This is a genomic window from Myxococcus llanfairpwllgwyngyllgogerychwyrndrobwllllantysiliogogogochensis, from assembly GCF_006636215.1.
GTDB classification, from domain to species: Bacteria; Myxococcota; Myxococcia; order Myxococcales; family Myxococcaceae; genus Myxococcus; species Myxococcus llanfairpwllgwyngyllgogerychwyrndrobwllllantysiliogogogochensis.
The window spans coordinates 26,751-52,634 of the sequence record NZ_VIFM01000053.1; the positions used below are offsets into that span (position 1 = coordinate 26,751).

A 25,884-nucleotide genomic window follows, 5' to 3' on the forward strand; every position below is an offset into this window, starting at 1 on the left:
TGGACACGACGCGCGGTGGAAAATCGACGGCTCTCGCGGGCACACGAGGCCCCACCCATTGGAAAAACTTTCCTGTCTTCAGGCCCGCTCCGTCCCTGCCCGGCCTGCCGCCCGGGTTTCACTGGATGACAGTTGCGATTCCGGCTACGAACCGGCTTCCCGATGCCATCCACCTCCGCCCCCGCGCTCGCGTTGCACGACGTCAGCAAGCGCTACGGGCGTCGCTGGGCGCTCGCGCGTCTGACGTACGCGCTGCCCAGCGGGCGCTCGCTGCTGCTCACCGGCCACAACGGCTCCGGCAAGACGACCCTCTTGCGCATGCTGGCCACCGCGCTGAGCCCCACGGCCGGACGCGTGGAGGTGCTGGGTCGCGACGCCGTGACGGACCGGGATTCGGTGCGGCGCGACGTGGCGCTCCTGTCCCACGCGAGCTTCCTCTACGAGGACCTCACCGCGCACCAGAACCTCACCGTGCTGGCGCGCCTGCTGGGTCACCCCTCGCCCAAGGATGGCGCCAGCGCGCTCTTGTCGCGCGTGGGCCTGGAGAAGCGCTCGGACAATCCCGTGCGCGGCTTCAGCGCGGGGATGCGCAAGCGCCTGGCCATCGCCCGGCTCCTGCTCAAGGCCCCGAGCATCGCGCTCTTGGACGAGCCCTTCGGTGAGCTGGACCCTTCCGGCATCCGCGACATGGAGGCCATCATCGCGGAGCTCAAGGCGGGCGGCGTCACGGTGGTGCTGGCCACGCACCTGGTCGAGCAGGGCATGACGTTGTGCGAGGAGCGCCTGCACCTGCAGGACGGCCGGGCGGTGGCCGCATGAGCACGCCCCGCCCCAGGCCCATCGGCCTCATCGGCGCCACGCTGGCGCTCCTGCGCAAGGACCTGCTCATCGAGTGGCGCACGCGCGCGCGCCTCAACGCCATCGTCTTCTTCGCGCTGGCCACCCTCCTGATGTTCTCCTTCGCGCTGGGGCCGGACACGCGCCTCTTGGAGAAGAACGCAGGCGGCTACTTCTGGCTCGCCATCCTCTTCGCCAGCGTGCTGGCCATGGGCGAGTCCTTCCGCGTCGAATCCGAGAACGCCTGCCTGGACGGCATCCGACTGGCCCCCGCGGACGCGCGCGCCATCTACCTGTCCAAGGCCCTGGGCAACGCGCTCCTGCTGATCGCCCTGGGCATCGTGCTGCTCCCCGTCATGGTGGCCCTCTACGGAGTCAAGGTCGTCACCGGCTTCGTGGACCTGGGAACAGTCCTCCTTCTGGGCAGCCTGGCCCTCAGCGCGCCGGGTACCGTGTACGCCGCGATTTCCAGCAATGCCCGGGCGCGGGATGTGCTCCTGCCTCTGCTATTGTTCCCGCTGGTCATCCCTGCCCTGCTGTCCCTGGCCAAGGCGACCTCGCTCGTGCTTCAGGGAGACCCCATGAATCAGTTGGGCTCATGGCTGGGGCTTTTGCTGGGGTTCAATCTCATTTACTGGGGCGTAGGCTTCGTGCTGTTCCCGCGCATCATCGAGGACTGACGGATGAACAAGCTCATCAAGTGGGGCCTGCCGGTGGTGGGGCTGGGCGTGCTGGCCGCCGGATGGTGGCTGGGGCTGGCGTGGGCACCGCCGGACCGGGAGATGGGGGACGTGCAGCGCATCATGTACGTGCACGTGCCACTCCAGTGGATGGCCATGCTGGCCATGTTCCTGAACTTCGTGGCGGCGGTGGCGTACCTGGTGCGCTCCAACGCCAGTTGGAAGCTGGACTCGACGGCGGAGTCGGCGGCGGAGGTCGGCCTCGTGCTCGGCGCGCTGGGCATGGTGACGGGGGCCATCTGGGGCCGTCCGACCTGGGGCGTCTACTGGTCGTGGGATCCGCGCCTGACGTCGGAGGCCATCATGCTGGTGACCTACACCGGCTACCTCGTCCTGCGGCGCTTCGTGGAGGACCCGGACAAGCGCGCGACGTGGAGCGCGGTGGTGGCGATCCTGGGCGCCATCAACCTGCCCATCGTCTGGTTCTCCGTGCGTTGGTGGCGCAGCCTGCATCAGGTGCAGTCGAGCCCCAAGACGGTGGATCCGCAGATGGTGCTGTGCCTGCGAGTGTCGGCCATCGGGCTGTTGCTGCTGACCATCGCCATGCTGATGCACCGCTATCGCATCGCCCTCGCCGAGCGCCGGGCGGAAGTGGCCCTCCCGGAAGCCCTGCCTGGCACGGGCGGCGCGGCCTCCGTCCACGACACCCCGAAGGTGGCCTGAACATGACGACTTTGACGACGCTGGGAGTCCTCGCCCAGGCCGCGGGCCAGGTGGGCAGTGGCCGCATCCAGGGCGGCTGGGGCTATGTCTGGGCCTGCTACGGCATCACCGTGGTGGCGCTCGTGCTTTACTCGCTGTCTCTCTGGCTGCGCCGGCCCCAGGCCGCGAAGGAGTGAGCCCGTCATGACGCCTGTCGCTCGCAATCGACTGTTCGCCCTGGGAGCCCTGCTCGTCGCGGGCGCTGGCCTGGGCTTCGTGGCCTTCGGCAACATCGGAGAGAACCTCGTCTATTACTGGAGCCCCTCGGAGATGCTGGCCCAGGGGGAGAAGGCGTACTCGGCCACCATCCGCCTGGGTGGCGTGGTGCAGCCGGGCAGCATTCAGTGGAACGCCGAGCACACCACCCTGCACTTCCGGGTGGCCAACGACGCCAAGGAGGGCACCCCCAGCGTGCTGGTTCGCTCCACGGAGACGCCGCCGCAGATGTTCCGCGACAAGATTGGCGTCGTGGTGGAGGGCACCTACGACGCGTCCGGCGTGTTCAGCTCCAACCGGCTGATGGTGAACCACTCGAACGAGTACCGCGCTCCCAAGGAGGGCGAGGACCCGAACAAGTGGCGTGAGACGCTCTCCGAGGGCACGACGACGGCCAGCACGGGGACGGGCGCGGAGGCGCGGTGAACGGGTCGATTGGATACGGGCTGGTGCTCGGAGGGCTCGCGTTCGCGACCTTCGGCGCGCTGGTGGGTTTGGTCACCGGGCTGCGCCGCAGTGAAGCGGGCTTCCCCTGGGTGATGCGCGCGGTGTGGGGCTTCGCCGGCTGCATGGTCGCCGCGAACCTGATGATGGTCTTCGCGCTCGTCACGCACGACTTCAGCGTGAAGTACGTGGCGCAGGTGGGCAGCCGGGACACGCCACTCTTGTACACGGTGGTGTCGCTGTGGAGCGCGCTGGAGGGGTCCATCCTCTTCTGGGGCCTCATCATGGGCCTGTACATCGCGGCCTTCGCGTGGATGCACCGCCGCGAGCACGCGCGTTACATGCAACTGGCGCTGGGCACCATGCTGGCGGTGGGCGTGTTCTTCGCGTTCCTCATCGCCGGTCCCGCCAACCCCTGGGGCGCTGTGTCGCCCGTGCCGGCGGACGGCCCCGGCCCCAATCCCCTGCTCCAGAACCACATCCTGATGGTCATCCACCCGCCCTTCCTCTACCTGGGCTACGTGGGGATGACGGTGCCGTTCGGCGTCGCGGTGGCGGGTCTGTTGCGCGGCGAGATTGGCGAGGCGTGGATGGCGCCCCTGCGTCGCTGGACGCTGGTGGCGTGGCTGTTCCTGTCGATTGGCATCATCCTCGGCGCGTGGTGGGCGTATGCCGTGCTCGGCTGGGGCGGCTACTGGGCGTGGGATCCGGTGGAGAACGCCAGCTTCCTGCCGTGGCTGACCGCGACGGCGTTCATGCACTCGACGATGGTGCAGGAGCGCAAGCGGATGCTGAAGCTGTGGACGCTGTCGCTCGCGCTCGCGTCCTTCGTGCTGACGATTCTGGGCACGTTCATGACGCGCTCGGGCATCTTCAACTCGGTCCACTCCTTCACCCAGTCGGACATCGGCCCCACGTTCCTGGTGTTCCTGGGCGTGCTGCTGGTGGTGTGCGTGGGCCTGCTGGCGGTGCGCGGTCCGCTGCTGGTGCCCGAAGGACGGCTGAGTTCGCTCGCGTCACGCGAGGCCAGCATCCTGATGAACAACCTGGTGTTCGTGGCGATCACGTTCACGGTGCTGCTGGGCACGCTGTACCCGCTGGTGTCCGAGGCCGTGCGCGGCGTGCGCGTCAGCGTGGGTGAGCCGTACTTCAACAAGATGGCGGTGCCGGGTGGCATCGCGGTGCTCTTCCTGATGGGCGTGGGGCCGGTACTGCCGTGGGGTACGCCGGACAAGGCCACGCTCCGGCGGCAGTTCCTCATCCCCGCGGCGGTGGGTCTCATCGTCACGGCCATCTGCTTCGCGGTGGGGCTGCGCGGCGTGTATCCGCTGCTCACCTTCGGGCTGGCGGGCTTCGTCACCGTTGTCACGCTGCGGGAGCTGGTGTCGCCCATCCGGGTCCGCATGACGGAGCGCAAGGAGGGCCTCGTCACCGCGGTGCTCACGAGCGCCACCAAGGCGCAGCGCCGCTTCGGCGGCTACGTGGTGCACCTGGGCATCGTGATTCTCATCGTCGCGGTGTCCGCGTCGTCCTCGTACGTGAAGCACACGTCCGGCACGCTGAAGAAGGACCAGACGATGATGCTGGACGGCTATCAGCTCAAGTACCTGGGGCTGGTGAGCGGAGAGGAGCCGCACCGCACCTTCGTCGCGGCGCGCGTGGAGGTGACGACGCCGGGCGGCAAGGTGGAGGAGATGAAGCCCCGCCTGAACTACTACGAGCGGAGCACGGACCCCATCGGCACGCCCGCGGTGCGCGAGACGGCAGGTGAGGACCTGTACATCTCCCTGATGGCCTTCTCCGAGCAGGCGGGCAACGCGAGCTTCAACGTCTGGGTCTTCCCGCTGGTGGGGTGGATCTGGTGGTGCATCCCGCTCTTCGTGCTGGGCACCATCATCGCGCTGTGGCCGCGCCGTCGGGCGGCGGTGGCGATGGCCAGTTCGGAAGCGGGGGCCTCGCCCCTGCCGGGCGGTGACGCGGAGCGGGGGGCGGCCTGATGCGTCGGTGGCGCTATACGCTGGGCTTCGCCGCCCTCTGCGTGGGACTGCTGGTGGTGCTGGCCAAGGGCTTCGGGCGCAATCCGCACGAGGTGCCCTTCATGCTCGCGGGCAAGCCGGCACCGGACTTCGTGCTGCGCTCGCTGGACACGGGTGAGAAGGTGAGCCTGGCGGACCTGAAGGGCCGCCCGGTGGTCATCAACTTCTGGGCGTCCTGGTGTGGGCCGTGTCAGTACGAGCACCCGGTCCTGGAGTGGGGCCAGCGGGAGTTCGGCTCGCAGGCGGTGTTCCTGGGGGTCGTGTTCGAGGACTCCGAGGACAACGCCCGCGCGTTCCTGCGGCGCCAGGGGTACAGCTTCCCGCAGCTGGTGGATCCTCGCTCGCGCATGGCGGTGAGCTACGGCGTGGCGGGTGTGCCTGAGACGTACTTCATCAACCCGGCGGGCATCATCCAGGGCAAACACGTGGGGCCCATCGACCCGGAGTCGCTGACCAGGCGCATCCGCGAGCTGACGGCCACGGCGGAGGCGCCCACCGCAGCCGAAGCGGCCCGCCCGTAGCCGCTCCACCGGGGGCCTCTCGCTTCCGGTGAAATCGGCGTGTTATTCCAGGGCTTGCGCTGGACCGAGAGGGCCTCCCCCCGCCCTCCGCACAGCAAGGTGACCCATGCGGTGCCCGGAGTGCGGCGAAGCCTCGAACAGTCGGCTGAGGTACTGCGAGAACTGCGGCGCGAAGATGCCGGAGGCCCCCCAGGGAGGCACGGGCTCGCGTCCCGCGCTCCGGCCCAAGCGCGCGATGGATGAGCCGTCCTACGCGGCGGATATCCTCGACGAGGCGGAGGCGCACAGTCTGGGCGCCGCGTACGTCCCAGCAGCGGCGAAGGCTGCTGCGCCGGCCGACACGGCCGAGGACACGGACCCGGGACAGACGGGGCCCAGGTTCGATGGCCCCCGGTGGCTGGCGAGCGTGCCGGCGCACTCGCAGAGCGTGGTGGGGCTCGCGATTCTCGCCTTCGCGTTGGCGCTCTCCATCCTCCCCGCCTTTGACGGCGTGGGCGTGGTGGGCACGGTGCTGGCCCTGGTGGGCGCGGTCCTGGTGCTGGCGCGCGAGCTGCGGCTGGCCGGCGAGGCCACGGGTGTCACGAAGCTCCTTCCCATGGTGCTCTACCGCCCCGAGGTGCCGGCGGCGTACGCGGCGCTGCTGACGGCGCTGGCGGTGCGGATGCTGGGGCTGGGCTTCACGCCTGTGTTGTGGCTGCTGGGCGCGGGGCTCATCGTCCATGACCAGTACCGCAAGGTGATTGCGGGCCCGGAAGGCGTGCTGGCGCGCTACTTCGACGTGAAGCAGCTGCTGGTCGTTCCGGAGGTGGTGGCGCTGGGAGGCGTGGCGCTGTGCGTGCTGACGCTCTTCGCGCCGTGGGCGACGGTGAGCACGCTGCCCGTGGTGGCGGATGCGCCGGTGCCCGCGGGCCCCCCTGAGCTGCACGTCATCCCCGCGCAGCGCGCCGCGGACGACGTGCTCTATACGGCGGGTTCGGGCATCACCACGCTGTCCGGATGGGACCTGTCCGGGTCCGTGGTGGTGGAGCTGTTGTTGCTGTCCTTGCTGGGGTTGCTCGCGCTGCGACCGGAAGTCGCCCGGCCCGCGTGGACGCGCTTCGCGTCGGCCGGTGTCGTGGGGGTGAGTCTGCTCTGGGCGCTGCTGCACATCCGACTGTCGCCGGGCCCCATCATCTTCGTCATCGGGCTTGCGGCGGTGGGCGTGCAGGCGTTCCGGCAGTTGCGTGAGTCGCAGTTGCAAGCGCATGCGGCGGCCCCCGTCGTAGCCGCTTACGACGATGGCCTCGACGAGACCGAGCGCATGGAAGACGAGCCGGACCCGGACGCCATGGGTCCGGATGAAGAGCCGGAGCCGGACCCCGACGCCATGGGTCCGGACGATGAGGAAGAGGACCTGAAGCCTCGCGGGCGGTGAGGACTTCCTTCGCGGACGGGCCCGGCACCGCGCCGGCTTCCTCCCGAGGGACCTCACACACCGACAGGACCGTCGCCGAGCCTCGCGCGCCGGGCTCGGACTCCCGGCGCGCGAAGACCTCAGGTCATCAACGTCACTGGGTCAGGCGGCGCTGGTAGTCCAGTTGCCACCGCGAGGGCAGCCGCGCGAGGCGCTCTGACGTCTGGCCCCGACGGGCCCTGAACTCGGTGGCGCGCTGCATGGAGAGGTCTCCCACCAGGAAACCATTCGCATACAGCGAGCTGCTTCTGGCTTCGCTGTCGAGCGACGGCGCGACCCTGTCGAGCCGCGAGTTGAGGGCGGAGCCGTCGAACATCTTCCGGCCAGCCGTCGCGAGGGCATGACGTCAGTGCATGCCCGCGCGTGCCAGCTTCATCGCATGGTTGAACGAGGGGGCTACGAGGAAACCGCCAGACATGCGGCACTCGCCTGCCTCGAAGGCCCGGAGCAGGTCGGTTTCATCCCGACTCCTCATCGCGGGCGGTGAGTCCGTCCTCCAAGCGAGGCGGTGGCGACCAGGCCACCACCCCGCTTGAATCACCCCGTCAGGGGGCCTCGCGTCGCCGCCGCGCCAGCAGCGCGAGCAACAACAGCGTCAGTGGGAACATGGCCGGTGTGCCCGTGGCTGAGCACCCGGACTCCTTCGGTGGCACCACCTTCGGGCTCACGGACACCGTCACGCTGTCCTCGGCGGACAAGCCACTCTCGGCGGTGACCTTCACGATGAAGGTCAGCGTCGTGGGGGCGCTCACCTCCGGCGCGGTGAAGCTGGCACCCGCCGTCGCCCCGTCCTTCAGCGACACCGAAGGCCCCTCGCTCTGGCGCCATGCGTAGGTCAGGGTGCCCTGCTCCGGATCCTCGGCGGAGGCGGTGAGCGTGACGGAACTCGTGGCCTCCGTGGACAGGTCCTCACCCGCGCTCACCGTGGGCGCGAGCGCGACATGGCGCACCGTCACGCTTACCGTCGCGCCTTCACTCTCCAGCAAGCCATCACCCACCTTGAGCTGGAAGGTGAGCTCCACCGAGCCCCTCGCCACCGCCGGAGCCGTGAAGCTCGGCGTCGAGGTCTCCGCCCCCGTGAGCGTCACGGCGGGACCCGACACCTGCGTCCACCGATAGCCCACGAGCACGTCCCCTTCCGGGTCCTCGCCGCTGCCCTGGAGCGTCACTGAACCGCCCTCGTCCACCGTCTGGGCGGGTCCCGCGAAGGCCACTGGCGCCTGGTTCACCTGACGCACGAGGACCTGGACCGTGTCCCGGTCTTGCAGCCCCTCGTTCAACACCGTCAGCCGGAACGTCAGCGTCGTATCGGCAATCACTTCCGGAGCCGTGAAGCTCGGGGTGGCCGTCTGCGCATCGCTGAGCGTCACGACCGGGCCCGCCACCTGCTCCCAGCGATAGGCCAGGACACCGGGCAGCTCGCTGCTCCCGCTGCCGTGCAGACTCACCAGGGAGTGCTCGTCGACGGCGAGCCCCTCGCCCGCTTCGGCTCGCACCAGCCCCGAGGTGCACAGGCCCTGCTCGTCCGTGAGCACCGTGAACGGCGTCTGGGTAAGGCCCGTGAAGCCAACGGAATCGATGAACCAGCCGGCGGCGCCGACCGCCTCGTCCGTGCCGATGCGGAAGCGGATGTGCACGGCCTTCCCCGCGTAGCGGGTGCCGAGATTCACATTCGTGGTGATCCACGTGTTCTGGGAGAAGGCGAAGCTGGCACCGCGGAAGGCGCGGCGCCCCACCAGGGGATTCACGTTGCCCTCATACGGCGTGAGCACACCCGTATAGCCATTCAGGACGATGCTCTCGCCAATGTCCGTCCAGCTCTTCCCGCCATCCTCGGACAGCTCGATGACACCTCCGTCGAAGTACTCCCCACCGGAGGTCTCGAAGGAGTACCGGTGGCGGAACGAGAACGAGAGCGCGCCCTGCCCCACCTGAAGCTCGGGCGAGACAAGCGCGAAGTCCGCGACCCGTCCCACCGCTTCGCCCAGGAAGGCCCGCTCGAGCGTGGAGCTCTCATTCACCCGGAAGGACACATCACCCAGCGCGGACGTCATCTCCCACGGCAGGTACCTCGCATCCACCGATTCCACCGCGGACGCGCCTGGCAGCTCATCCTGCTCCACGCGGGCCACCAGCGTCGCCGTCTTGTCGCCCGCCACGACACCATTGGCATCGCGATAGGCGATGGCGAAGCGAATGAGCGAACGCGGCGCCGCTCCCGTCAGCGACACCGGAATGTCCACCGTCGCGGTTTCGAAGAGGCCCACGACGGGGAATGACTGCTGGCCTCCGTTGGCCAGCTTGACGCCGGGGCTGTCCGCAGTGACGGTGACGCTCGTCGCTCGCAGCGGCTCGCTTCCCGTGCCACGCAGGGTGATGCGCAGGACACCCGTCTCTCCGTTGTCCAGGTACCCATCCGCGTCACACGTCCGCGCGGAGGCTTCTCCAGCGCCCTCATCGGTGAGCTCCGCCGAGACGAACATCACGTCCGGGCCCGTGCGATAGCTCTCCACCACGCCAGCATGGGACGCGGAGGCCCGGTCCGGAGCCACCGCGCCGATGCCCGCGCCGCGCCGGGCGAAGGCCGCCGAGAAGCGCTCGAAGTCCACCGGGTCTCCCGCATACGCGGCCGCGAGCAACGCATCGCGAGCCTCCAGGAAGGTGGGCGAAGCCGGAGTCAGCGTGTACGCCAGGACGAGATAGCTCTTCATCCTCCGCTGGGCCTCCGCGAACGTCAGCCGTGAGGTGTCGCGCAGCAGCGCGACGTAGCACTCCCACAGCATGCTGGCCCAGACCTCACCCGCGTTGTGGTACTCGGCATTGCTGGAGCCATCCGCGCCAAAGGCATACGCAACACCCGAGGGCAACGGGATGCCATTGCTCATGTGCTGGAGCGTCAATGGATTCTTCCGGAAGTCCACCGAGTACGGCACTCGACGGATGCCGAAGTAGGAGGAGTCCGGCCCCATGTTGCGTGTCGCGTACTCGCCCGTGGGGAACACGCCGGTCCAGTTCGGATTCGACGCGACCTGGGCATCTTCCTCCCGCACCATCATCAGCAGGGCATGGAAGTCCGCCCACCCCTCCCCCATGCTGCGCCCCTGGTTGTTTCCAAGACCCGCGCCGTCGTGAACGAGGCGGTTGCTGATGTAGTGCCCCCACTCGTGCGCGACGATGCCCGTGTCGATGGTGCCGTCCAGGTCGCCCACGGACCGCTTGGCCAGGGTGACCCACACGCCAGTGGACAGGTGCTTGCGCAGAAGCTCCGCATCCCCCGACTGGATCATCACCGCGCCGATGGCGGGCAGCGCCAGCCCTTCCGTGGCCCCCATGCCGGCGGGCAACGCCTGGCCGGGGCTATTGGCGATGATGACACCGGTGGCTCCGGCGGCCTGCGCGAGCAGCACCTTGAGGTGAAGGCCGCAGGTGCCCCGGTCCACGAGCGCGATCTGCCCCGCGATCTCCGCGGCGTTGGTCAGCGCCGAACAGCCATCCGTCGTCGAGGGGCCCGCCGCATCCGCCGCGTCGAGCGCCTGGACCACCCGAGCGCTCGCCGCGAAGAAGCGAGGGCTGAACTGCGCGGCGATGAACGTGTACGGCCGCGCGACTTCCTCGGGAGCCGTCACCTCGAAGGTGAGCTGCGGTTGCGTGCCGGTGAAGATATACATCTGCATGCGGGGACTGGCCCCATCGGCGGGCGTGGCCATGTTCGCGTTGTTGACGCCGCTGTAGTCCTGCGCCTCGGCCTTGATGCGGTCTCCGCCCAGCCCGCCCCGTCCGAGGTTGTCCTGCTGGCCGTTGCCAGCCGCCTCGTCGAAGCCCACGTCGTAGTAGTCGTCGTGCAACCAGTTGTTCACGTAGAACAATTGCGTCACCGCGGACTGGAGCTGTTGCGGCGTCTCATACGGCAGCAGGTCGAAGCTGTAGGGATAGTCGAAGGTCGCCGGCCCGCTGATGTGGCCACGCACGTCCCCAGGACCGAACCCATCCGGCGCACTGGCGTCCACGTAGGCATCCACGTTGTTGCCGGTCGTCTCGGTGGCGTCCACCGGGAGCCAGGGGTCATTGCGACTGAAGGGCGCGCTGTCGAGCGTCACCAGGTTTCGCTCGACGAAGGGCGGCACGTAGCCGTTCGGAGTCCCCGTCGGGTGAGGAATCTGCTCGTTGCCGGAGGGGCCCGCGAACGGCGTGTACGGCGTCGTGGCATCCGCCCAGACCCGATAGCTGTGTGCCGCGTCCGCCGTGAGGTCATTGCGGAAGAGCACGCGGCCGTCGTCCGCGGCGATGACGTACGCGTAGTAGTCCGACGTCGATGACTCCGGGACTCCCGTGTTCAGCTCCACGTAGTGGGCGGGAATCAGCCCCTCGGGCAGCTCGAAGAGCACCGGCTTGATGCGCGCGGGAAGTCGCAGGCTCACCGGGAGCGGGCGCGCGTAGGAGGCCAGCTCATAGCGGGTGTAGCGCCCTGAGGCGGGCCCCGTGGTCCGCAGCAGGCTCGCGTCGAGCGACTGGCCCGTCAGGTCCGCGAACGCCACGGCCGCGGCCTGCGTGGCCCCCAGCGAGTCGCCCCGAGCGGAGCGCTTGGCGCCCTGCCCCGAATCCCGAGCCAGGTGACCCGAGGCGGCCACCAGCACATTGCGCGAGTCGAGCAGCAGCCTGACGCCGCCTCGGAACACCTCGACTCCGCCCACCTCCTGTCTCAGCGTCACCACCGAGGAGCCCAGCGGGCTGCGGCGGGTGCTGGCGACGAAGACGCCCTCTTGCGAGAGCGAGCGGTCCCCATAGAGGGGCGCCAGCGCGTCGAGCTGGGCGCGAGCCGCCGTGGCCGGAGTCATCCGGGCGTAGGCGCTGTCGGCTCGAAGCGCCAGGGGCCGCGCGGCACCCGCCATGGGCTTGGAGGCCCAGACGAAGGTGGGTACTCCGAGCCGGGAGTCGGTGTGCAGCACCCGGGCATCCGGGAACGCTCCTTCCGGTGGCATGGCACCGGCGTCCCGCGCGGGGGCGTGTTCCAGGAGCGCATCGTGGTTCGGAGGGGCACTGGCACCCGCCCGCGTGCCGGCGAGCGCCAGGACCACCCCGGCAAGGGTTCTGAGCAGAGTCTTCATGAGAGGGACCTCGAGAGCGGGCGAAGTGCGAGACGGGCCGGGGACGGCGCTAGCGAACCCAAGACACGCGCCTCACGAAGTACGCGGGCGGATTGCCCATGGAGACAGCGTCCGTGCCATCGATGTTGGAGACCATGATGGTGGCAATGCCTGTCTCCGGGTCCACCTGCGCGTAGGCCACGCGCGTACCGTCCGGAGAGAGCGTGAAGAGGCTCTGGAGATACTGGCCGTGGTTGCCGAGCCCGATGGGACGCACGATCTCTCGCCCGGTACCATCGGGCTTCACACGCTCCAGCCAGGTGTCCGAGGTCACGTCCAGGTTCCGGTAGTGATAGAGCAGGTCACCATTGGGCAGCACCATCGGGAACTTCGAGAGGGACGCCATCTCCTGCCCCCGGACCGCGAAGTCGAGCACCTTGCGCGCGCTCCCATCCGCGAGGGAGTAGGCCCAGAGCCGGGTGCCCTTGGCCAGATACTCGACGGTGTAGAGCGTGGCGCTGTCGCGCGAGAAGGTGCCGTAGACCACGGACGAGATGGGCGTGGGCGACGGCATGTCATTGACGTCCGCGATGAGGATGCGCCGCTCGTCGGTCCCGTCGGGGCGGATGATGTACTGGAACTCCGTGGAGGCACGGCCCGGGAATGGGTCGTACGAACAGGACCTCACGAAGGAGATCCACTGCCCATCCGGCGAGAACTCGACGGAGCGTTCTCCGCACAGCGCGGGGCTCACCTGCGAGAGGCGCCTCACATGGCTGCCATCCGCATCCGCGAGATAGACGACGCCCCGGAAGAAGATGCCTCCGAACATGTCGCGCCCATCCACCCACGCCATCGTCTTGCGGTCGGGCGAACGGGTCAGCTCGGAGTGCACGTCGCGAGGCGAGACGAAGGGAGCGGGAACCGGCGTGAGCTGACGAAGCCGTGTGCCGTCCGGGGACACGGCGTACGCCTGCGGGAAGCTCGACTCCTCGCTCGTGGCCTCCCCTGTCGGTGACGCGGCATACAGCAGCAACTCGGACGCGTCCGGCGCGCGCAGGGTGCCCACGGTGGCGCTCAGCGCCGTCTCTCCGCCGAGGCGCACGGGAGCGCCCGCCTCGCTGACATCGAGCAGTTCGAGCAGCTGCGTGTAGCGGCCCTTGATGGCGAAGCGCGTGCGGAAGGCCCAGGTCTGGCCCTCGCTCGTCTGGAGCTGCGTCGTGCCCACCTCGAACCCCTCCTCCGGGCCGAGATAGGTGACGCCACTCCCGTCCGTCTCGAAGCCACCCATCCAGGTCTCGGGCCGGTCCGACACTTCGCCCGCCGTCCCCGTGTCGTAGCGCAGGGCCTGCCCCACGACAGGAGACTGGATCTCCGGCTCGGACGAAGTCATGGGGGGATTCGTGCGGCTCAGCGTCACCCGCCAGCGCAGCTTCGTGGAGGGGGCCACCGCCTTGGCGAGCTGAGCCGTGAAGGAGACCACCCCATCCTCCAGCGTCTGGAAGGTGGGGACGACCGCGGAGACACTCAGGCGCGCGACGTTCACCTGGGCGCTGGCGCTCAGGCCGTTGAAGGTCGCCGTGAGAGACGAGGCACCCGGCCCCACCGGCGTGACCTGACCGCGCGTGGAGGCATCCATGGAGACGACGGCCACCGTGGGCTGGCTGCTCTTCCACGTGGCGCTGGTGGTGACGTCCTGGCTCGTGCCGTTATCGAGCGTGGCCGTCGCATGGAGCTGGCGCGGGTGTCCTTCCACCAGCGTGACCTCCGCTGGCGAGAGCGTGAGCGCGGTGGCCTCCGCGACCGTCAGCTGGGTGCTCCCGCTCACCTCACGAAACGTCGCCGTGATGCGCGCGGTGCCCATCCCCTGACCGCTCGCGAGGCGCTGGCTCAGGGACACGACCGCCGTGTCACTGGAGCTCCAAGTCGCCTCGGTGGAGACATCCGCCACCGTGCCGTCGGAGCGCGTGGCGGTGGCGACCAACGACACGGTGCTTCCACGGGCGAGCGAGGCCGCATCGGGCGTCACGGCGATGGCGGTGACGACGGCGTCGGTGACAGTCACCAAGGCAGAGACCTCCACCGTGCCGAGCACCGCCCGGACCGTGGCCTGCCCCGGAGCGATGGCGCGCACCAGGCCGCTCTCGGAGACCGTGGCCACCGTCGCGTCCGAGGAGTTCCACTGGACGTCACTGGTGACGACGTGCGTGCCGCCATCCGTGAGGGTGGCCGTGGCCGTGAGCTGCTGGGAGAGCCCCACGGCGAGGGACGGCGCCGCGGGAGCAATCACCATGGAGACCAGCGTGGCGTCGGTCACCTGCACGGGCGCTTCCGCGGAGACCGCGTCCCACCGGGCCCGCACGGTCGTCTGGCCCTGGGCCAGCGCTCGCACCTGGGGCGCGCCACTCGCGTCCTGGGACACCGTCGCGATGGCGGCGTCATCCGAGGACCACGTCGTCTCCCGCGTGACATCGCGCGTGCTGCCATCGGAAAGGGTGGCCGTCGCCACCACCTCGCCCCCCAGGCCCGCGGCGAGCGTGAAGCTCGTGGGCGCGATCCGCAGGGATTTCACGGAGGAGGGAGACTTGTCGCTGCTACACGCCGCGATGGCGGCCACGGAGACAAGCCCGAGCAACGCGCGGTGAAGCCAACGACGACCGGAACGCTCTCTCATGAATCGACCTCTCTGCACGGCGCCGCGCATCCGACACGCGAGGACCGGGGATGGGGAATGGTGACTGTGAAGAAGGAGGGAACCGCGAACCATCGGGGGCGCCCCTAGGAGTCCCTCAGGAATCCCCTAGGGGCGCGTGGCGCCGCGCACGGCTCAGGGGCGCGGACTGGCGCTCACGCCACGGAAGGCGGTGTTGGCCGGGGCCGTCGCCAGCACGGTCACCGAGGGAGTCACCGTGCTCCCGTCGTCCAGGAAGGTGACCACCATGTTGCCCGCGCCACCCGAGCTGCTCAGGTAGGTGGTGACGTAGACCCTCACGCCCGAGGGAGTCTTCGTCGCGGAGACACCATGGGCTGCCATGCGGTTGGTCGTCGTCCCCGCGACGGCGAAGGTGGGCACGAAGGAGTCCTTCTTGCTCCAGGCCACTCCGTCGAAGGTCCACTTCTCCAGGCGCAACGTGTCCGGCGTTCCACCCTGCGAGGCAGGGAGGCTGATGTTGATGGAGACGTAGGCCGTGTCCACTCCCTCCACCTCGGGGTCCAGGTCGAGCAGCGCGAAGCCGGAGGTCGTGAGCGTGATGGCGAACGAGGGCAGTTGAACCGGGGTCTCCATCACGGTGGGGAGCGCGGAAGGGAACGCGTGCACGCCCTGACGGTAGCCCTGCGGGTTCGGGACCGGCGCGATGCCGAGCGTGAAGTAGACACGCCCGTCGAAGACATTCACGACACGGCAGTCATTCACCCCGTTGGAGAGGACGGTCGATGCCCTGGGGTTCGCGCCCGCCAGGACGTGGCGGATGCCACCACCCCGCCCCGCGAGCCAGTACGCGGAGCCATCCACCGTCGTGGCCGAGCGCACCGAGTCGAGGTCGTAGGCATCGTTCAGGCGAGCGCCGATGGTGAAGGCTCCCGCGACGTCCACCTGACCCACCACGCGGGACGTCTGCGCCGCGGACGTGCCGGAGACATTCGCGGTTCCCGCCGCCGCGTCATACCCCGCGAAGGTGAGCAGGCGGCCGTTCCCGGAAAGCGCGAGGGCCCCCTGATAGTCGTCACTGCCGGAGAAGGTCAGCCGGTTCGCGCCAGCAGGGCCCATGGCGGGAATGGGGAGGGTCCGCACCGGAGCGCCCCCCGTGGGGCGGTACTCCTCGAGGAAGGCCTCGGTGGCGGTCGCGTTGAGGGCCGAGGCGCCGCCCCCCACGTGAAGCACCATCACGTTGGGAGCGCAGGAGACGGCCACGGTGAGGCCCGCATCACCCATGGTGCCCGTGCCGCTCAGCACCTCGCACGTCTGCCCCAGCGGCTGACGGCTCACCTGCACCGAGTACGACTCACCGGGGAGCAGCCCTTGCGCGAAGGCGTGCTCTCCATCGGCGACGACGGTGAGGGTGTCTGTTCCGGAGCGCAGCCCCAACGTGCCCGTCAACCCCGCGACGTGAACCCCCAGCGCGTAGACATCCTCACAGGAGACCGCGAGGTCGGAGACCGGACCTCCATTCACCGCGCCGTCCCCGGACCGGACGGAGCAGCGCTGCCCCACCGGCTGCGTCTTCACCGTCACCGCGTACGTGGCCTGGTCCACCACGGACCGGGTGAAGGTGAACGGACCGTTGGCGGAGAGCGCGAGCACGTCGTCGCCGTTGTTCTGGAGTTCGAGCGTGGCGCCCGCCGCCAGCCCCGCCACGACTCCTCCGACAGGGTATGACGTCCCTCCGCAGAGCACCGTCACGTCAGTGACATCCCCGGCGCCCATGGTGCCAAAGCCCTTCGCCACGCTGCACCCCAGCGGGGGCGCGATCTCCGCCGAGACGGAGTAGGCGCCACCAAACGCCACCGGCGCCGGGAAGACGAAGGCACCATTCACGGCAACGGTGAGTGCCGCCCCTCCGTTGTTGCGCAGCACCACGGACTGCGAGCCGTCGAGCCCCGCCACCGTGCCCTTCACTGCGAAGGAGTCCGGGCTGCACGTGACAGCCACCTGGGTGACATTCGAGCCTCCCACCGTGCCCGTCCCCTGCTGCACCGAGCAGGACTGCCCCGGGGGCTGCGTCTTCACCGCGACGGCGTAGGCCCCCAGGTCCGCCACCGGACGGGTGAACGTGAAGGCACCGTTGGAGCCGACGGTGAGGACCTCGCTCTCGTTGAGCCACAGCTCGAACGTCATTCCCTCGACGAATCCTGTCACCGTGCCCCCGACCGCGAAGGCCTGGGTGCGGCACGCGACCGCCACATTCGTGATGTCCGCCGAGCCCTGCGTGCCCGTGCCATTCGGCACGATGCAGCTCAGCGGATAGGTGGCCTCCGCGGTGACGGCATAGGTGCCGCGATAGAGCACCCCGGTCGGGAAGGAAAAAGCGCCGTTGGTCGTGACGGTGACAGCGTCCGTCCCGTTGTTCTTCACCACCACCGACTGACCGCTGGAGAGGCCCGTCACCGCCCCACCCAGGTGGTACTGCTTCGGCTCACAGGTGACGACCACCGAGCTGACATTGGCTCCGCTCAGCGTGCCCGTTCCCCCCACCATCTCGCAGGTATGTCCAATGGGCGAGGAAACGAGGCTCACCGCATAGCCCGCGAGGTCGGGCACGGGCTGCGCGAAGGTGAAGGGGCCGTTGGTGTTGATCAGGAGCGACTCGGCGCCGTTCTGCAGCTTGAGCACGCCTCCCTTGATGATGCCCGACACCGTTCCGCCCACCAGGTATCGCGTGGTGTTGCAGGTGACGGCGACGTTGGTCACCGCCTGCGCCGCCATGGTGCCCTCGCCCCGCGACACGCTGCACGTGACGGGATAGGTCGCCTCGACGGTGACCGCGTACGTCGCCCCGAAGGCCACCGGGCGAGCGAAGGTGAAGAGGCCGTTGGAGGACACGGTGACGGCGTCTTCGCCGTTGTTCCTCAGCACAACCGAGTTCCCTGGGGTCAGGCCGAACAGCGAGCCGCCCAGGGCGAAGGTCCGCGCCGTGCAATTGACCGCCACATCGGTGACCGCCGAGCCGCTCAGCGTGCCCGCGCCGTGCTCCACGATGCAGTCGTGGCCCTCGGGCTGCGTCTTCACCGTCACCGCGTAGTCCGTGAGGTCCGCGACCTCCTCCGCGAAACGGAAGGCTCCGCTCTCCGTGACGGTGAGCACAGGCCCTCCGTTGTTCTGGAGCTCCAGCGTGGAGCCCGCGACCAGACCGGACACGCTGCCTCCCACCGCGTGGAGGTTCGCCGCGCAGCTCACGAGGACGCGAGTGACGTCCGCATCCCCCACGGTGCCGCTCGCCTCGCCCGTGGTGCACGTGGCGCCCACCGGCTGCTCCTGGATGACGACCGAGTAGGCGCTCCCTTCCGCCACCTTCTGGCCGAACACGAAGGCCCCATTGGCGCTCACCCGCAGCGAATCCTCGCCGTTGCGCAGCACCACCTGGGCGCCCTCACGCAGGCCCGTGACGGTGCCACCCACCGCGTGGCTGACAGGTGTCTCGCCTCCGGCATCTGTCTCGCCTCCGGCATCTGTCCCGCCTCCGGCATCTATCCCGCCTCCGGCATCTGGCTCGCCTGGCGACTTCGGGTCCGAACCGCAAGCGGTGAGCACGACACTCAGGAGTCCCACCAGCACTGCGCTGGAGAGACGGGGACGGGGATGGAGACTCATGCGGTGGGGGCGCTCCGTGAGGGACGAGGACACGGCGCGACGCTAGATAACCCTCGGATGAGCCCACCATCGGGGAGCCCCCTAGCCGTCCCTCAGGAATCCCCTACGGCCCCACGGGCTCCCCCGGGACGAGCCCGTGGCGCACCGCGAGGCGAACGAGCGAGGGGACGTCATGGATGTCCAGTCGGTCCATCAACTGCGTCCGGTGCGCCTCCACTGTCTTCACGCTCACGTCCAGCCGCTCGGCGATGGCACGCGTGCCGTTCCCCTCCGCGATGAGCTGGAGGATCTCCCGCTGGCGCGAGGTGAGGAGGTCCAGGGGATTCGCCGCGGGCGTCTCCTCGGTGATGCGCAGGAAGCCGGCCACCACCGTCTGGGAGATGGCGGGGCTCAGGTAGGTGCGCCCCTGCGACACGGAGTCCAGCGCCACCTTGAGTTCCTCCACCGCCGAGTCCTTGACGAGGTAGCCCGCCACCCCCGCGCGCAGCGCCTGCGCCACGTACTCCGCCGAGGTGTGCATGGAGAGCACGAGCACCCGCGTGGAGGGGCTCAGCTTCGGCACCCGCCGCGCGACCTCGATGCCATTGAGCCCGGGCAGCGACAGGTCCAGCAGCAGCACGTCCGGCTGGAGCTTGTTCGTCAACACCAGCGCCTCCTGCCCGTCGCCGCATTCCGCGAGCACCGTCACCCCACCGAAGGTTTCGAGCAGCGCGCGCAGCCCCGCCCTCACCAACTGGTGGTCATCCGTCAGCAACACGCGCATGCGTTCCTCCGATGGAGTCGTCCTCCAGTCGCACTTCCGCCACCACCCGCGTCCCCTCCCCCGGGCGCGAGGTCACCTCGAAACGTCCTCCGAGGTCTCGAACCCGCTCCTGCATGCCGAACACCCCGAAGCTTCCGGGTGCACGGCCCGTCAGGACCTGGTCGACCTCGAAGCCCTTCCCGTCGTCCCGCACCTCGAGCCGGATGAGCTGCCCCACCGACTCCAGCCTGACGTCGATGCGACGGGCCTTCGCGTGGCGCAAGGCATTGGTGACCGCCTCCTGGATGACCCGGAAGACGACGATGTCTCGCCCCGCGCCCAGCGAGGGAGGCGCCGCCGCCGAGGTGAACACCAGCTCCACCCCACTGCGCTGGGTCACCCCGCGCAGGTACCACTCCAGCGCGGAGACCAGCCCCAGCTCGTCGAGCTGGGGAGGACGCAGGTCCACCGACAGCGCGCGCACCTGGCCGATGAGCCGGTCGATGAGCGCGACGGCGTCCGGCAGGCGCACCGCCGCGGGACCGGTGATGGGGACCGTGGCGCTCACCAGGCCCAGGTTGAGCTTCACCGCGGTGAGCGCCTGGCCGAACTCGTCATGCAGCTCCCGGGCAAGGTGCTTGCGCTCCTCTTCCTTCGCCGCCTCCAGTCGCATGGTCAGGCGACGAAGCCGGTCGCGCCCCGTCTGCGCCTCCTCGAGGGCCTGCTCGCGCTCGACCTGCAAGGTGCGCAGCGCCTGGTTGCGCCGGCCCAGCAGGCGGGTGCGCCACGCGAGCCCCGCCACCAAGAGGATGAGGACCACCGCGAGCGTGCCGAAGCGCACGTCGGTGCGCTGCCAGAGGGGCGGGGCGACGCGCAGGACGAAGGGGCGCATCCGGACCCACTCACGCCCCGGACTGCGCGCGCGCAGTTGCAGGGAGTGCTCCCCCGGCGGGAGCGAGTGAAAGGAAATCTGGTTCCGAGTGCCCAGCGGAAGCCAGGGCTCGTCGGAGGTGAAGCGGTACGCGTACTCCGTGCCGCTGCGTCCGTAGTCGAGCAACGAGAACTCGAGCGAGAACGGCTGATGCCACGGCACGTCCAGGCGGGACAGCTCCCACACGGGCTTGTCTGGCAGGGCGTCGCGCTCCAGCCCCTCGATGGAGGTGAGCACCAGGGGCGGCGGCGGCTCTCGCGGCGGACGCACCGTGGGGTCCAGGTCCACGAGTCCCTTGGAGCTTCCCCAGTAGAGCCGTCCTCCCAGCAGGGCCACCGCCTCTGGGTTGAACACCCCCGTGGGCAGTCCATCCGACGCGGCGTAGTTCTCGAACGCCTGGGTGTGCACCTCGAGGCGGGAGAGTCCCGCGCGGGTGCTCACCCAGAGCGCGCCATCCGGGGCACGCGCCAGCGCCATCACGTTGTCGTCGATGAGCCCCTCGGCGCTGGTCCACAACGCCACGTCCACGGGCACGCCCGCCTCGTCGAGGGAGACGCGCTGCAACCCACCGCCCACCGTTCCCACCCAGACCGCCCCTGTCGGGTCTTCCATCAACGTGCTCACGTAGAAGTGGCTCAGGCGCGGCACCGAGCTCGCGCCCAGCCGGGTGCAGTCGAGCGTGTCCTCTCCCGCCGTACAGACATTGAGCCCGCCCGAGCGCGTGCCCACCCAGAAGCGCCCACGCCGGTCCTCCATCAACGCCGTCACATAGTCGTCGGACAGCGAGCGCGGCGCGTCCGCTCCGTGCCGGAAGGCCTGGAAGTCGTCGGTCTCCGGGCGATAGCGCTGCAGCCCGTCTCCACCACTGCCCAGCCATACCCGCCCGCGCGAGTCCTCCAGCAGCGCGGTGACGTAGCGAGGATTGTCACCCGCGCCGGTGTCCAGGCGACTGCGGTACATCTTCAACCGGCCCGTCCCGGGCTCGAAGCGGTACGAGCCCTGCGTGAAGCCCGCCCACAACATGCCCTCCCTCGTGCGCAGCAGGCTCAGCACACCGCGCGCATCCGCACCCTCGGGAACGGGCACGCGCAGAGGCTCGGCCTGACCGGTGCGCACATCCACGCGGTCCACGCCCCCGCCGAAGCTGCCCACCAGCAGGTGGCCCTCGTCTTCGGGAGTCACCGCCCATACGTCCTCGTTCGTCAGCCCGGAGGTCCTGTCCCCACCCCTCGCCCGCAGCGTCTGGAAGACGTCGGACCGCAGCGGCGCATGGAACAGGCCCATTCCAAACGTGCCGATGAACAGATCTCCGCTCGCGCCCACGGCGAGCGAGCCCTCGTCGATGCGCTGCTCGTAGCCGGGCCCCGCCGAAGGAAGCCGCTCCTCGCTCACCACCCCGGTCACGGTGTCCACGCGAAACAGGCCCGAGCCGAAGGAACCGACCCACAGCGTCCCTCGCCCATCGGGCTCGAGCTCGGTGACGGTGCGCAGCTTGTCCACGACGTCGGACGGCGTGAGCCTGGCGCGGCGAAGGACCGGCTCGCCCGGCACGATCCGATAGAGCCCCGCGCGCGTCCCCACCCACATTCCTCCGCCCAGGTCCGGGGCGAGGCTGAAGACATCTCTCGCGTCGGGGCCTCCCTCTTCTGGAGAGACATGCTCGAAGGCGTGGGTTCCCGGGTCCAGCCGGAACAAGCCCCCCTTGAGCGTGCCCACCCAGAGCACGCCGGCGCGGTCGTGACGCAGCGCCATCACGAACTCCTCGCCGCCTCCCGGTACGAGCGGCACGCGCATCGCTCGCCCGGTCGATGGGTCTAGCAACGCCAGGCCCGCGCTCGTCCCCACCCACAGTTGGCCGTCATCCGCGTCCGCGAGCGCGAACACGCCGTCGTGGGGAAGGCTCGTGGCGTCCGAGGAGTCGTGGCGGAAGTGTTTGAAAGACCAGTGCGCCCGGTCCACCAGGCTCAGCCCGCCCGTCATGGTGCCGACCCACAGGCGACCGAGACGGTCCTCGAACAGGGTCCGCACCGCGTTGCTCGCCAGGGATGCGGGGTTGCCGAGCTCGTACTGGAACTTGCGAAAGCGCTGACCGTCGTGGAGGTAGAGCCCCTCGCGAGTGCCAATCCAGAGCAGGCCCACGCGGTCGTACATCACCTCGGTGATGTACTCGGCCTCGAAGGGGCGGGCGCCTCCCACCTGCACCAGCTCGAGTGCCGGGGCGCCTGACGCGACGCCGGCGCTCAACCCCAGCAACATGAGAACAACCAGGAACCGAGACCACGAGGCGGCGCGCGCGGTGCGCATCCCAGGCTCATACCACTGGAGCCGAAAGGCCGTGGGCGAACGCGGCGTCACTCGCGCGACGCGTCCTGCCCGCTGGCTGGCTCGCCAACCGTCTCGCCTCACGGAAAACACACCACAGGGGCGAGTGAACGACGAGCTGCCCGCCGGCATTCCTATGACGGCGAGAAGCGCAGTGACCGTAACCGACGCCTGGGTGCCCGCTCAGTCCTCGTTGAAGTCGGCGTCGAATGAAGCGATGGCTTGCTCAACCGTCGCGAACAGTCTGCGCCTCACCTCGGGCGCCTCTTCACAAAGCAATTCCCAGAAGCGCTGCTCGTGGCCCCGGAGCATCTCTCGCTCCACGGGCAACCAGACCCTGTCAGCGCTCTGGACCATGAAGCCGCGTCCGGGAAGCACTTCAATGCAACGGTAGATGACGGCCTTCTCTGTCCCCAGGCGTTGGACGATGTCGAAGGGGCGGTAGAGAACCGGGTCGCTCATGAGCGGGAAACATACTCCCGCGGAGCCCAAGCCCCGCGGGAGTCGATACGTCAGGGCGTCTTCGCCGCGGGCTTCTCGATCTCCTTGAGAACCTTCTCCGCGTTCGTGTTGGTCGGATCCAACTCCAGCGACCGGCGATAGCTCGACGCGGCCAGGGCCTTGTCGCCGTGGGCAATATACGCCTCGCCCAGGCTGTCGTGGACGTTCCCATCCTGCGGGAACTGATCCACGTTGAGCTTGAAGATCTCAATGGCCTCCGGAACACGGCCCCCTTGCAGCAGCTGATAGCCGACGCGGTTGAGCTCTCCCGCCCCGAAGAAATACTCGGTGGGCTTCTTCTCCTTGAGAGCCTTGTACTGAGTGATGGCCTCCGTGGCGGTCCCCTTGGCGAGCGACGCCGACACCACTTCGCTGATCGGCTTCAGCGGCGTCTGGGGCGTGACACCGTACAGGGCGCTCAGGACTCCCACCGCCAGGCTTTGCGCCCTCACTCCGCGCCCCACGTTGCTCAGGACGATGACGACTTCCTTCTTCTCCGGCACGCGAATCAGAAACGAACTGAAGCCGTTGATACCGCCGCCGTGGCTCGTGGTCGCGACCTTCGTCTTCCCGTCATCCAGTTGGGTCGGGGCCACATTCCAGCCGAAGCCGTAGTCGTCCAGCCCCGGGGTGAACATCTTCTGCTTCAGCGCCGCCGGCAGCACCTTGTCCCCATAGAGCGCGCGGTCCCACAAATAGAGGTCCTCCACCGTCGAGTACATCGACCCGGCCGCGTAAGGCAGCCCCATGTCCAGGTACGCCGCATTCACGTACCCATCCGGGTTGCGCTCGTACCCGCTCGCGCGCTTCGCCAGGATCGTCGACGACACGTCGTAGCCCGTGTTCTTCATCCCCACCGGCTCGAAGATCCGCTCTCGCAGCACCTGCGCGTAGGGCTTGCCCGTCACCTTCTCGATGATGGCGCCCAGCAGGAAGTAGCCCGAGTTGTTGTACGAGTACTTCGACCCCGGCTCGAACTCCAGGTCGCCGCTGGCGAACTGCTTCACGAAGTCCGTCACCTTGTAGGGATTGCGAGAGACCTTCTCACCGAAGTCGGGCCGCGACGTGTAGCTGGGGATGCCCGACGTGTGGTTCAGCAGGTGCGTCACCGTGACGCGCGCGCCCGTGTCCTGGCGGTAGTCCGTCAGATGCTTCGTGATGGGGTCCTCGAGCCCCACCTTGCCCTCGTTCACGAGTTGCAGGATGACCGCGGCGGTGAACTGCTTGGTGACGGAGCCGATGCGGAACTTCGTGTCCGGCGTGACCGGGATCTGCCACTCGAAGTTCGCCGGGCCGTACCCCTTCTTGAGGATGATGCCCTTCTCGTCGGCGACCAGCAGCGCACCGTTGAACTGCTTCAGCTCGTGGTACTTCGCCGCCAGGCGGTCAATCGAGTCCTTCCGGCTCACCGCGGCGGCCGGTGACACCACGAGCAACAGCGCCAGTCCCGCGACAACACCCACATCCATCCAACCGCGCTTCATTCAGGACTCCCGCGACACGTAGAACAGCCAGAACCCGCCATATCCACCGGTTCAGGCCCACAACCACTTCCCCTGCACGAACGAAGACCGCTTCGATTGCGTGCGGGCATGGCATGGGCCAGGGGCCCGCGCTACCTTCAGGGCCTGATGCGCATCCATCACCCCTGGCACGCCCTGGCGCTCGGCCTGCTCGCCATGACCTGGGCCTGCCGGAGTGACCCTCCGCCCAGCTACGTCCGGATAGAAGGCCCCGCGCCGATCATCGCGGATGCACCGGACTCGCGCGCGTTGCTGGTGGTGTTCTGGGCGTCGTGGTGCCCACCCTGCCGCAGGGAGACACCTCAGCTGCGTTCCCTGGCCGAATCGCCTCCCGAGGGACTCCAGGTCATCGTCCTCAGCCACGACACGGACCTCGCGGACGTGGAGTCGTACTTCGAGGGCCCTCCTCCCCCCGAGTTTCGCCTGCGCCTGGACGTGGGCAAGCAGGTCGCCCATGCCTTCGGCGTGGAGCTGCTCCCGACCAGCCTCCTCGTGGTCGATGGCAGGCTGGTCGCCCGCTTCCCAGGCCCTCGTGACTGGGACTCGCGGGCCATGCGGCGCCTCCTGGAGAAGTTGACCGTCCCTCCGGAGAGTCGGGCCGCCGGCTCGGCGAATTGACTCCGACCCTTCGTCCTGGCTAAGCCAGTGGGTGGATGCGGTTCCTCCTGCGATTCCTGGCCGTGCTCCTCGTCCTGATGACGGGCGGCGTCTTTCAGACGCTGGCCTTCGCTTCGGACACGCACGCCGACTGCGCGGAGGAAGAAGACGACGAGTGCACCGACTGCGCTCCCAGCTGCGTCCTCTGCCCCTGCTGCCCGCTGAGGGCCACTCCCGCGCCGGTTCCCGTCCTGGAGAACCTCGCGGATGCGCCCACTCCGCCGCCCGTGCCGGGCCGCGTGGACGAGCCGGTCCTCTCCGGGCTGGCCGACGACATCTTCCAGCCGCCTAGAGCCTGACGCCTCCCTTCACGGGAGACGTGTGCCCTCCGCATGCCCACCGGGCGTGCGCGTGCATGCGCGTCCTCGTCGCCTGAAGCCTTGTCCAACGTCCCCGCGCCTGGTCGCGCGGGAATTCACCGCCGTGGGCGACCGCCCCGGCTGGAGCCTCCTCATGCGTTCTCTGCGTACCCTGTCCGTGCTCATCGCGCTGTTCACCGTCTCCCCTGCCCTGGCCGAAGCGCCCAAGGCCCCCGAGAAGTCCCAGTCCGCCGAAGCCGAGAAGCCCAAGTGTGAGCACGGCGTGCAGAAGTCCCTGTGCACGCGCTGCAACCCGAAGCTCGCCGCCGTCTTCAAGGCCAAGGGCGACTGGTGCGCGGAGCACGAGCGGCCCGAGTCCCAGTGCTCCCTCTGCCACCCCGACCTCGCCAAGAAGGGCGTGAAGTAGATGCCTGCCTCCCGCGTCGGTCCGGTGATGCTGTGCGCCCTGCTCTGCTTGAGCGCGGCGAGCTGCTCGAAGGAATCCAAGCCCGCCGAGGCGGAGAAGCGCGCCGCGTCGTCGGCCGTCGCGGGAGGCACCTCCGGGC

General features: G+C 69.0%; 19 protein-coding genes. 11 read left to right on the forward strand and 8 right to left on the reverse strand.

Annotated features, from left to right (window positions below):
- Window positions 1-162: 162 nt before the first annotated feature.
- From ccmA to FJV41_RS15750, 8 genes are all read left to right on the forward strand, one after another.
- Entirely contained in the window at window positions 163-819 is a 657-nt protein-coding gene (ccmA, locus tag FJV41_RS15715) for a heme ABC exporter ATP-binding protein CcmA (protein ID WP_141643298.1), read from the forward strand.
- Window positions 816-1,517: a heme exporter protein CcmB gene (locus FJV41_RS15720; protein ID WP_141643299.1), complete on the forward strand. Its 702-nt coding sequence runs from the start codon at window positions 816-818 to the stop codon at window positions 1,515-1,517. The genes ccmA and FJV41_RS15720 overlap by 4 nt, the downstream gene beginning before the upstream one ends.
- Before the next feature lie 3 nt (window positions 1,518-1,520).
- Window positions 1,521-2,240 carry a cytochrome c biogenesis protein CcsA gene (gene ccsA / locus FJV41_RS15725; protein WP_141643300.1) on the forward strand — a complete coding sequence of 240 codons (720 nt, stop codon included), beginning with the start codon at window positions 1,521-1,523 and terminating at the stop codon, window positions 2,238-2,240.
- Window positions 2,241-2,242: 2 nt separating this feature from the next.
- On the forward strand, window positions 2,243-2,416 hold the full coding sequence (locus FJV41_RS15730; RefSeq protein WP_141643301.1) for a heme exporter protein CcmD: 174 nt from the start codon (window positions 2,243-2,245) through the stop codon (window positions 2,414-2,416).
- Between the two features lie 7 nt (window positions 2,417-2,423).
- On the forward strand, window positions 2,424-2,921 hold the full coding sequence (locus FJV41_RS15735) for a cytochrome c maturation protein CcmE (protein WP_141643302.1): 498 nt from the start codon (window positions 2,424-2,426) through the stop codon (window positions 2,919-2,921).
- The gene (locus FJV41_RS15740) at window positions 2,918-4,936 is read left to right on the forward strand and encodes a heme lyase CcmF/NrfE family subunit (protein WP_141643303.1); all 2,019 of its coding nucleotides are present in this window, start codon (window positions 2,918-2,920) and stop codon (window positions 4,934-4,936) included. The genes FJV41_RS15735 and FJV41_RS15740 overlap by 4 nt, the downstream gene beginning before the upstream one ends.
- Entirely contained in the window at window positions 4,936-5,496 is a 561-nt protein-coding gene (locus tag FJV41_RS15745) for a TlpA family protein disulfide reductase (protein WP_141643304.1), read from the forward strand. The genes FJV41_RS15740 and FJV41_RS15745 overlap by 1 nt, the downstream gene beginning before the upstream one ends.
- Window positions 5,497-5,602: 106 nt before the next feature.
- The gene (locus tag FJV41_RS15750; protein WP_141643305.1) at window positions 5,603-6,910 is read left to right on the forward strand and encodes a zinc ribbon domain-containing protein; all 1,308 of its coding nucleotides are present in this window, start codon (window positions 5,603-5,605) and stop codon (window positions 6,908-6,910) included.
- A gap of 133 nt (window positions 6,911-7,043) precedes the next feature.
- Here the strand turns inward: FJV41_RS15750 and FJV41_RS15755 are convergent, their stop codons facing one another.
- The 8 genes from FJV41_RS15755 to FJV41_RS15790 all read right to left on the reverse strand — a co-directional run bounded on the left by FJV41_RS15755 (window position 7,044) and on the right by FJV41_RS15790 (window position 24,323).
- Window positions 7,044-7,265, reverse strand: a complete 222-nt coding sequence (locus FJV41_RS15755) for a hypothetical protein (RefSeq protein ID WP_141643306.1) — start codon at window positions 7,263-7,265, stop codon at window positions 7,044-7,046.
- Window positions 7,266-7,494: 229 nt separating this feature from the next.
- Window positions 7,495-12,054, reverse strand: a complete 4,560-nt coding sequence (locus FJV41_RS15760) for a myxosortase-dependent M36 family metallopeptidase (protein WP_141643307.1) — start codon at window positions 12,052-12,054, stop codon at window positions 7,495-7,497.
- Between the two features lie 49 nt (window positions 12,055-12,103).
- The gene (locus FJV41_RS15765) at window positions 12,104-14,707 is read right to left on the reverse strand and encodes an Ig-like domain-containing protein (protein ID WP_181790664.1); all 2,604 of its coding nucleotides are present in this window, start codon (window positions 14,705-14,707) and stop codon (window positions 12,104-12,106) included.
- A 153-nt stretch (window positions 14,708-14,860) separates the two neighbouring features.
- The gene (locus FJV41_RS15770; protein WP_141643309.1) at window positions 14,861-18,343 is read right to left on the reverse strand and encodes a hypothetical protein; all 3,483 of its coding nucleotides are present in this window, start codon (window positions 18,341-18,343) and stop codon (window positions 14,861-14,863) included.
- Between the two features lie 103 nt (window positions 18,344-18,446).
- Window positions 18,447-19,106, reverse strand: coding sequence for a response regulator (locus tag FJV41_RS15775; protein WP_141643310.1), 660 nt, complete (start codon window positions 19,104-19,106; stop codon window positions 18,447-18,449).
- Window positions 19,084-22,320 (reverse strand): sensor histidine kinase, encoded by a 3,237-nt coding sequence (locus FJV41_RS15780; protein WP_246137226.1) that lies wholly within the window; start codon window positions 22,318-22,320, stop codon window positions 19,084-19,086. The genes FJV41_RS15775 and FJV41_RS15780 overlap by 23 nt, the downstream gene beginning before the upstream one ends.
- 201 nt (window positions 22,321-22,521) lie before the next feature.
- A complete protein-coding gene (locus FJV41_RS15785; RefSeq protein WP_141643311.1) occupies window positions 22,522-22,800 on the reverse strand; it encodes a hypothetical protein in 279 nt (92 codons plus the stop codon).
- 50 nt (window positions 22,801-22,850) lie between these two features.
- Complete coding sequence (locus FJV41_RS15790) at window positions 22,851-24,323, reverse strand: serine hydrolase domain-containing protein (protein WP_141643312.1); 1,473 nt, start codon at window positions 24,321-24,323, stop codon at window positions 22,851-22,853.
- Between the two features lie 108 nt (window positions 24,324-24,431).
- On the opposite strand from FJV41_RS15790, the gene FJV41_RS15795 reads away from it, so the two are divergent.
- The 3 genes from FJV41_RS15795 (at window position 24,432) to FJV41_RS15805 (ending at window position 25,745) form a co-directional block, all read left to right on the forward strand.
- Window positions 24,432-24,980, forward strand: a complete 549-nt coding sequence (locus tag FJV41_RS15795; RefSeq protein WP_306440882.1) for a TlpA family protein disulfide reductase — start codon at window positions 24,432-24,434, stop codon at window positions 24,978-24,980.
- Between the two features lie 35 nt (window positions 24,981-25,015).
- Window positions 25,016-25,318, forward strand: a complete 303-nt coding sequence (locus tag FJV41_RS15800) for a hypothetical protein (RefSeq protein ID WP_141643313.1) — start codon at window positions 25,016-25,018, stop codon at window positions 25,316-25,318.
- Window positions 25,319-25,472: 154 nt separating this feature from the next.
- Window positions 25,473-25,745 carry a hypothetical protein gene (locus tag FJV41_RS15805; protein ID WP_141643314.1) on the forward strand — a complete coding sequence of 91 codons (273 nt, stop codon included), beginning with the start codon at window positions 25,473-25,475 and terminating at the stop codon, window positions 25,743-25,745.
- Window positions 25,746-25,884 lie beyond the last annotated feature (139 nt).

Excerpts from the sequence above, each read along its gene's own strand:
- FJV41_RS15780 (WP_246137226.1), bottom strand. The coding sequence starts at position 22,320 with ATGCGCACCGCGCGCGCCGCCTCGTGGTCTCGGTTCCTGGTTGTTCTC.
- FJV41_RS15770 (WP_141643309.1), bottom strand. The coding sequence starts at position 18,343 with ATGAGTCTCCATCCCCGTCCCCGTCTCTCCAGCGCAGTGCTGGTGGGA.
- FJV41_RS15745 (WP_141643304.1), top strand. The coding sequence starts at position 4,936 with ATGCGTCGGTGGCGCTATACGCTGGGCTTCGCCGCCCTCTGCGTGGGA.
- FJV41_RS15790 (WP_141643312.1), bottom strand. The coding sequence starts at position 24,323 with ATGAAGCGCGGTTGGATGGATGTGGGTGTTGTCGCGGGACTGGCGCTG.
- FJV41_RS15750 (WP_141643305.1), top strand. The coding sequence starts at position 5,603 with ATGCGGTGCCCGGAGTGCGGCGAAGCCTCGAACAGTCGGCTGAGGTAC.
- FJV41_RS15720 (WP_141643299.1), top strand. The coding sequence starts at position 816 with ATGAGCACGCCCCGCCCCAGGCCCATCGGCCTCATCGGCGCCACGCTG.
- FJV41_RS15805 (WP_141643314.1), top strand. The coding sequence starts at position 25,473 with ATGCGTTCTCTGCGTACCCTGTCCGTGCTCATCGCGCTGTTCACCGTC.
- FJV41_RS15730 (WP_141643301.1), top strand. The coding sequence starts at position 2,243 with ATGACGACTTTGACGACGCTGGGAGTCCTCGCCCAGGCCGCGGGCCAG.
- FJV41_RS15795 (WP_306440882.1), top strand. The coding sequence starts at position 24,432 with ATGGCATGGGCCAGGGGCCCGCGCTACCTTCAGGGCCTGATGCGCATC.
- FJV41_RS15755 (WP_141643306.1), bottom strand. The coding sequence starts at position 7,265 with ATGTTCGACGGCTCCGCCCTCAACTCGCGGCTCGACAGGGTCGCGCCG.
- FJV41_RS15800 (WP_141643313.1), top strand. The coding sequence starts at position 25,016 with ATGCGGTTCCTCCTGCGATTCCTGGCCGTGCTCCTCGTCCTGATGACG.
- FJV41_RS15765 (WP_181790664.1), bottom strand. The coding sequence starts at position 14,707 with ATGAGAGAGCGTTCCGGTCGTCGTTGGCTTCACCGCGCGTTGCTCGGG.
- FJV41_RS15785 (WP_141643311.1), bottom strand. The coding sequence starts at position 22,800 with ATGAGCGACCCGGTTCTCTACCGCCCCTTCGACATCGTCCAACGCCTG.
- ccmA (WP_141643298.1), top strand. The coding sequence starts at position 163 with ATGCCATCCACCTCCGCCCCCGCGCTCGCGTTGCACGACGTCAGCAAG.
- ccsA (WP_141643300.1), top strand. The coding sequence starts at position 1,521 with ATGAACAAGCTCATCAAGTGGGGCCTGCCGGTGGTGGGGCTGGGCGTG.
- FJV41_RS15775 (WP_141643310.1), bottom strand. The coding sequence starts at position 19,106 with ATGCGCGTGTTGCTGACGGATGACCACCAGTTGGTGAGGGCGGGGCTG.
- FJV41_RS15760 (WP_141643307.1), bottom strand. The coding sequence starts at position 12,054 with ATGAAGACTCTGCTCAGAACCCTTGCCGGGGTGGTCCTGGCGCTCGCC.
- FJV41_RS15735 (WP_141643302.1), top strand. The coding sequence starts at position 2,424 with ATGACGCCTGTCGCTCGCAATCGACTGTTCGCCCTGGGAGCCCTGCTC.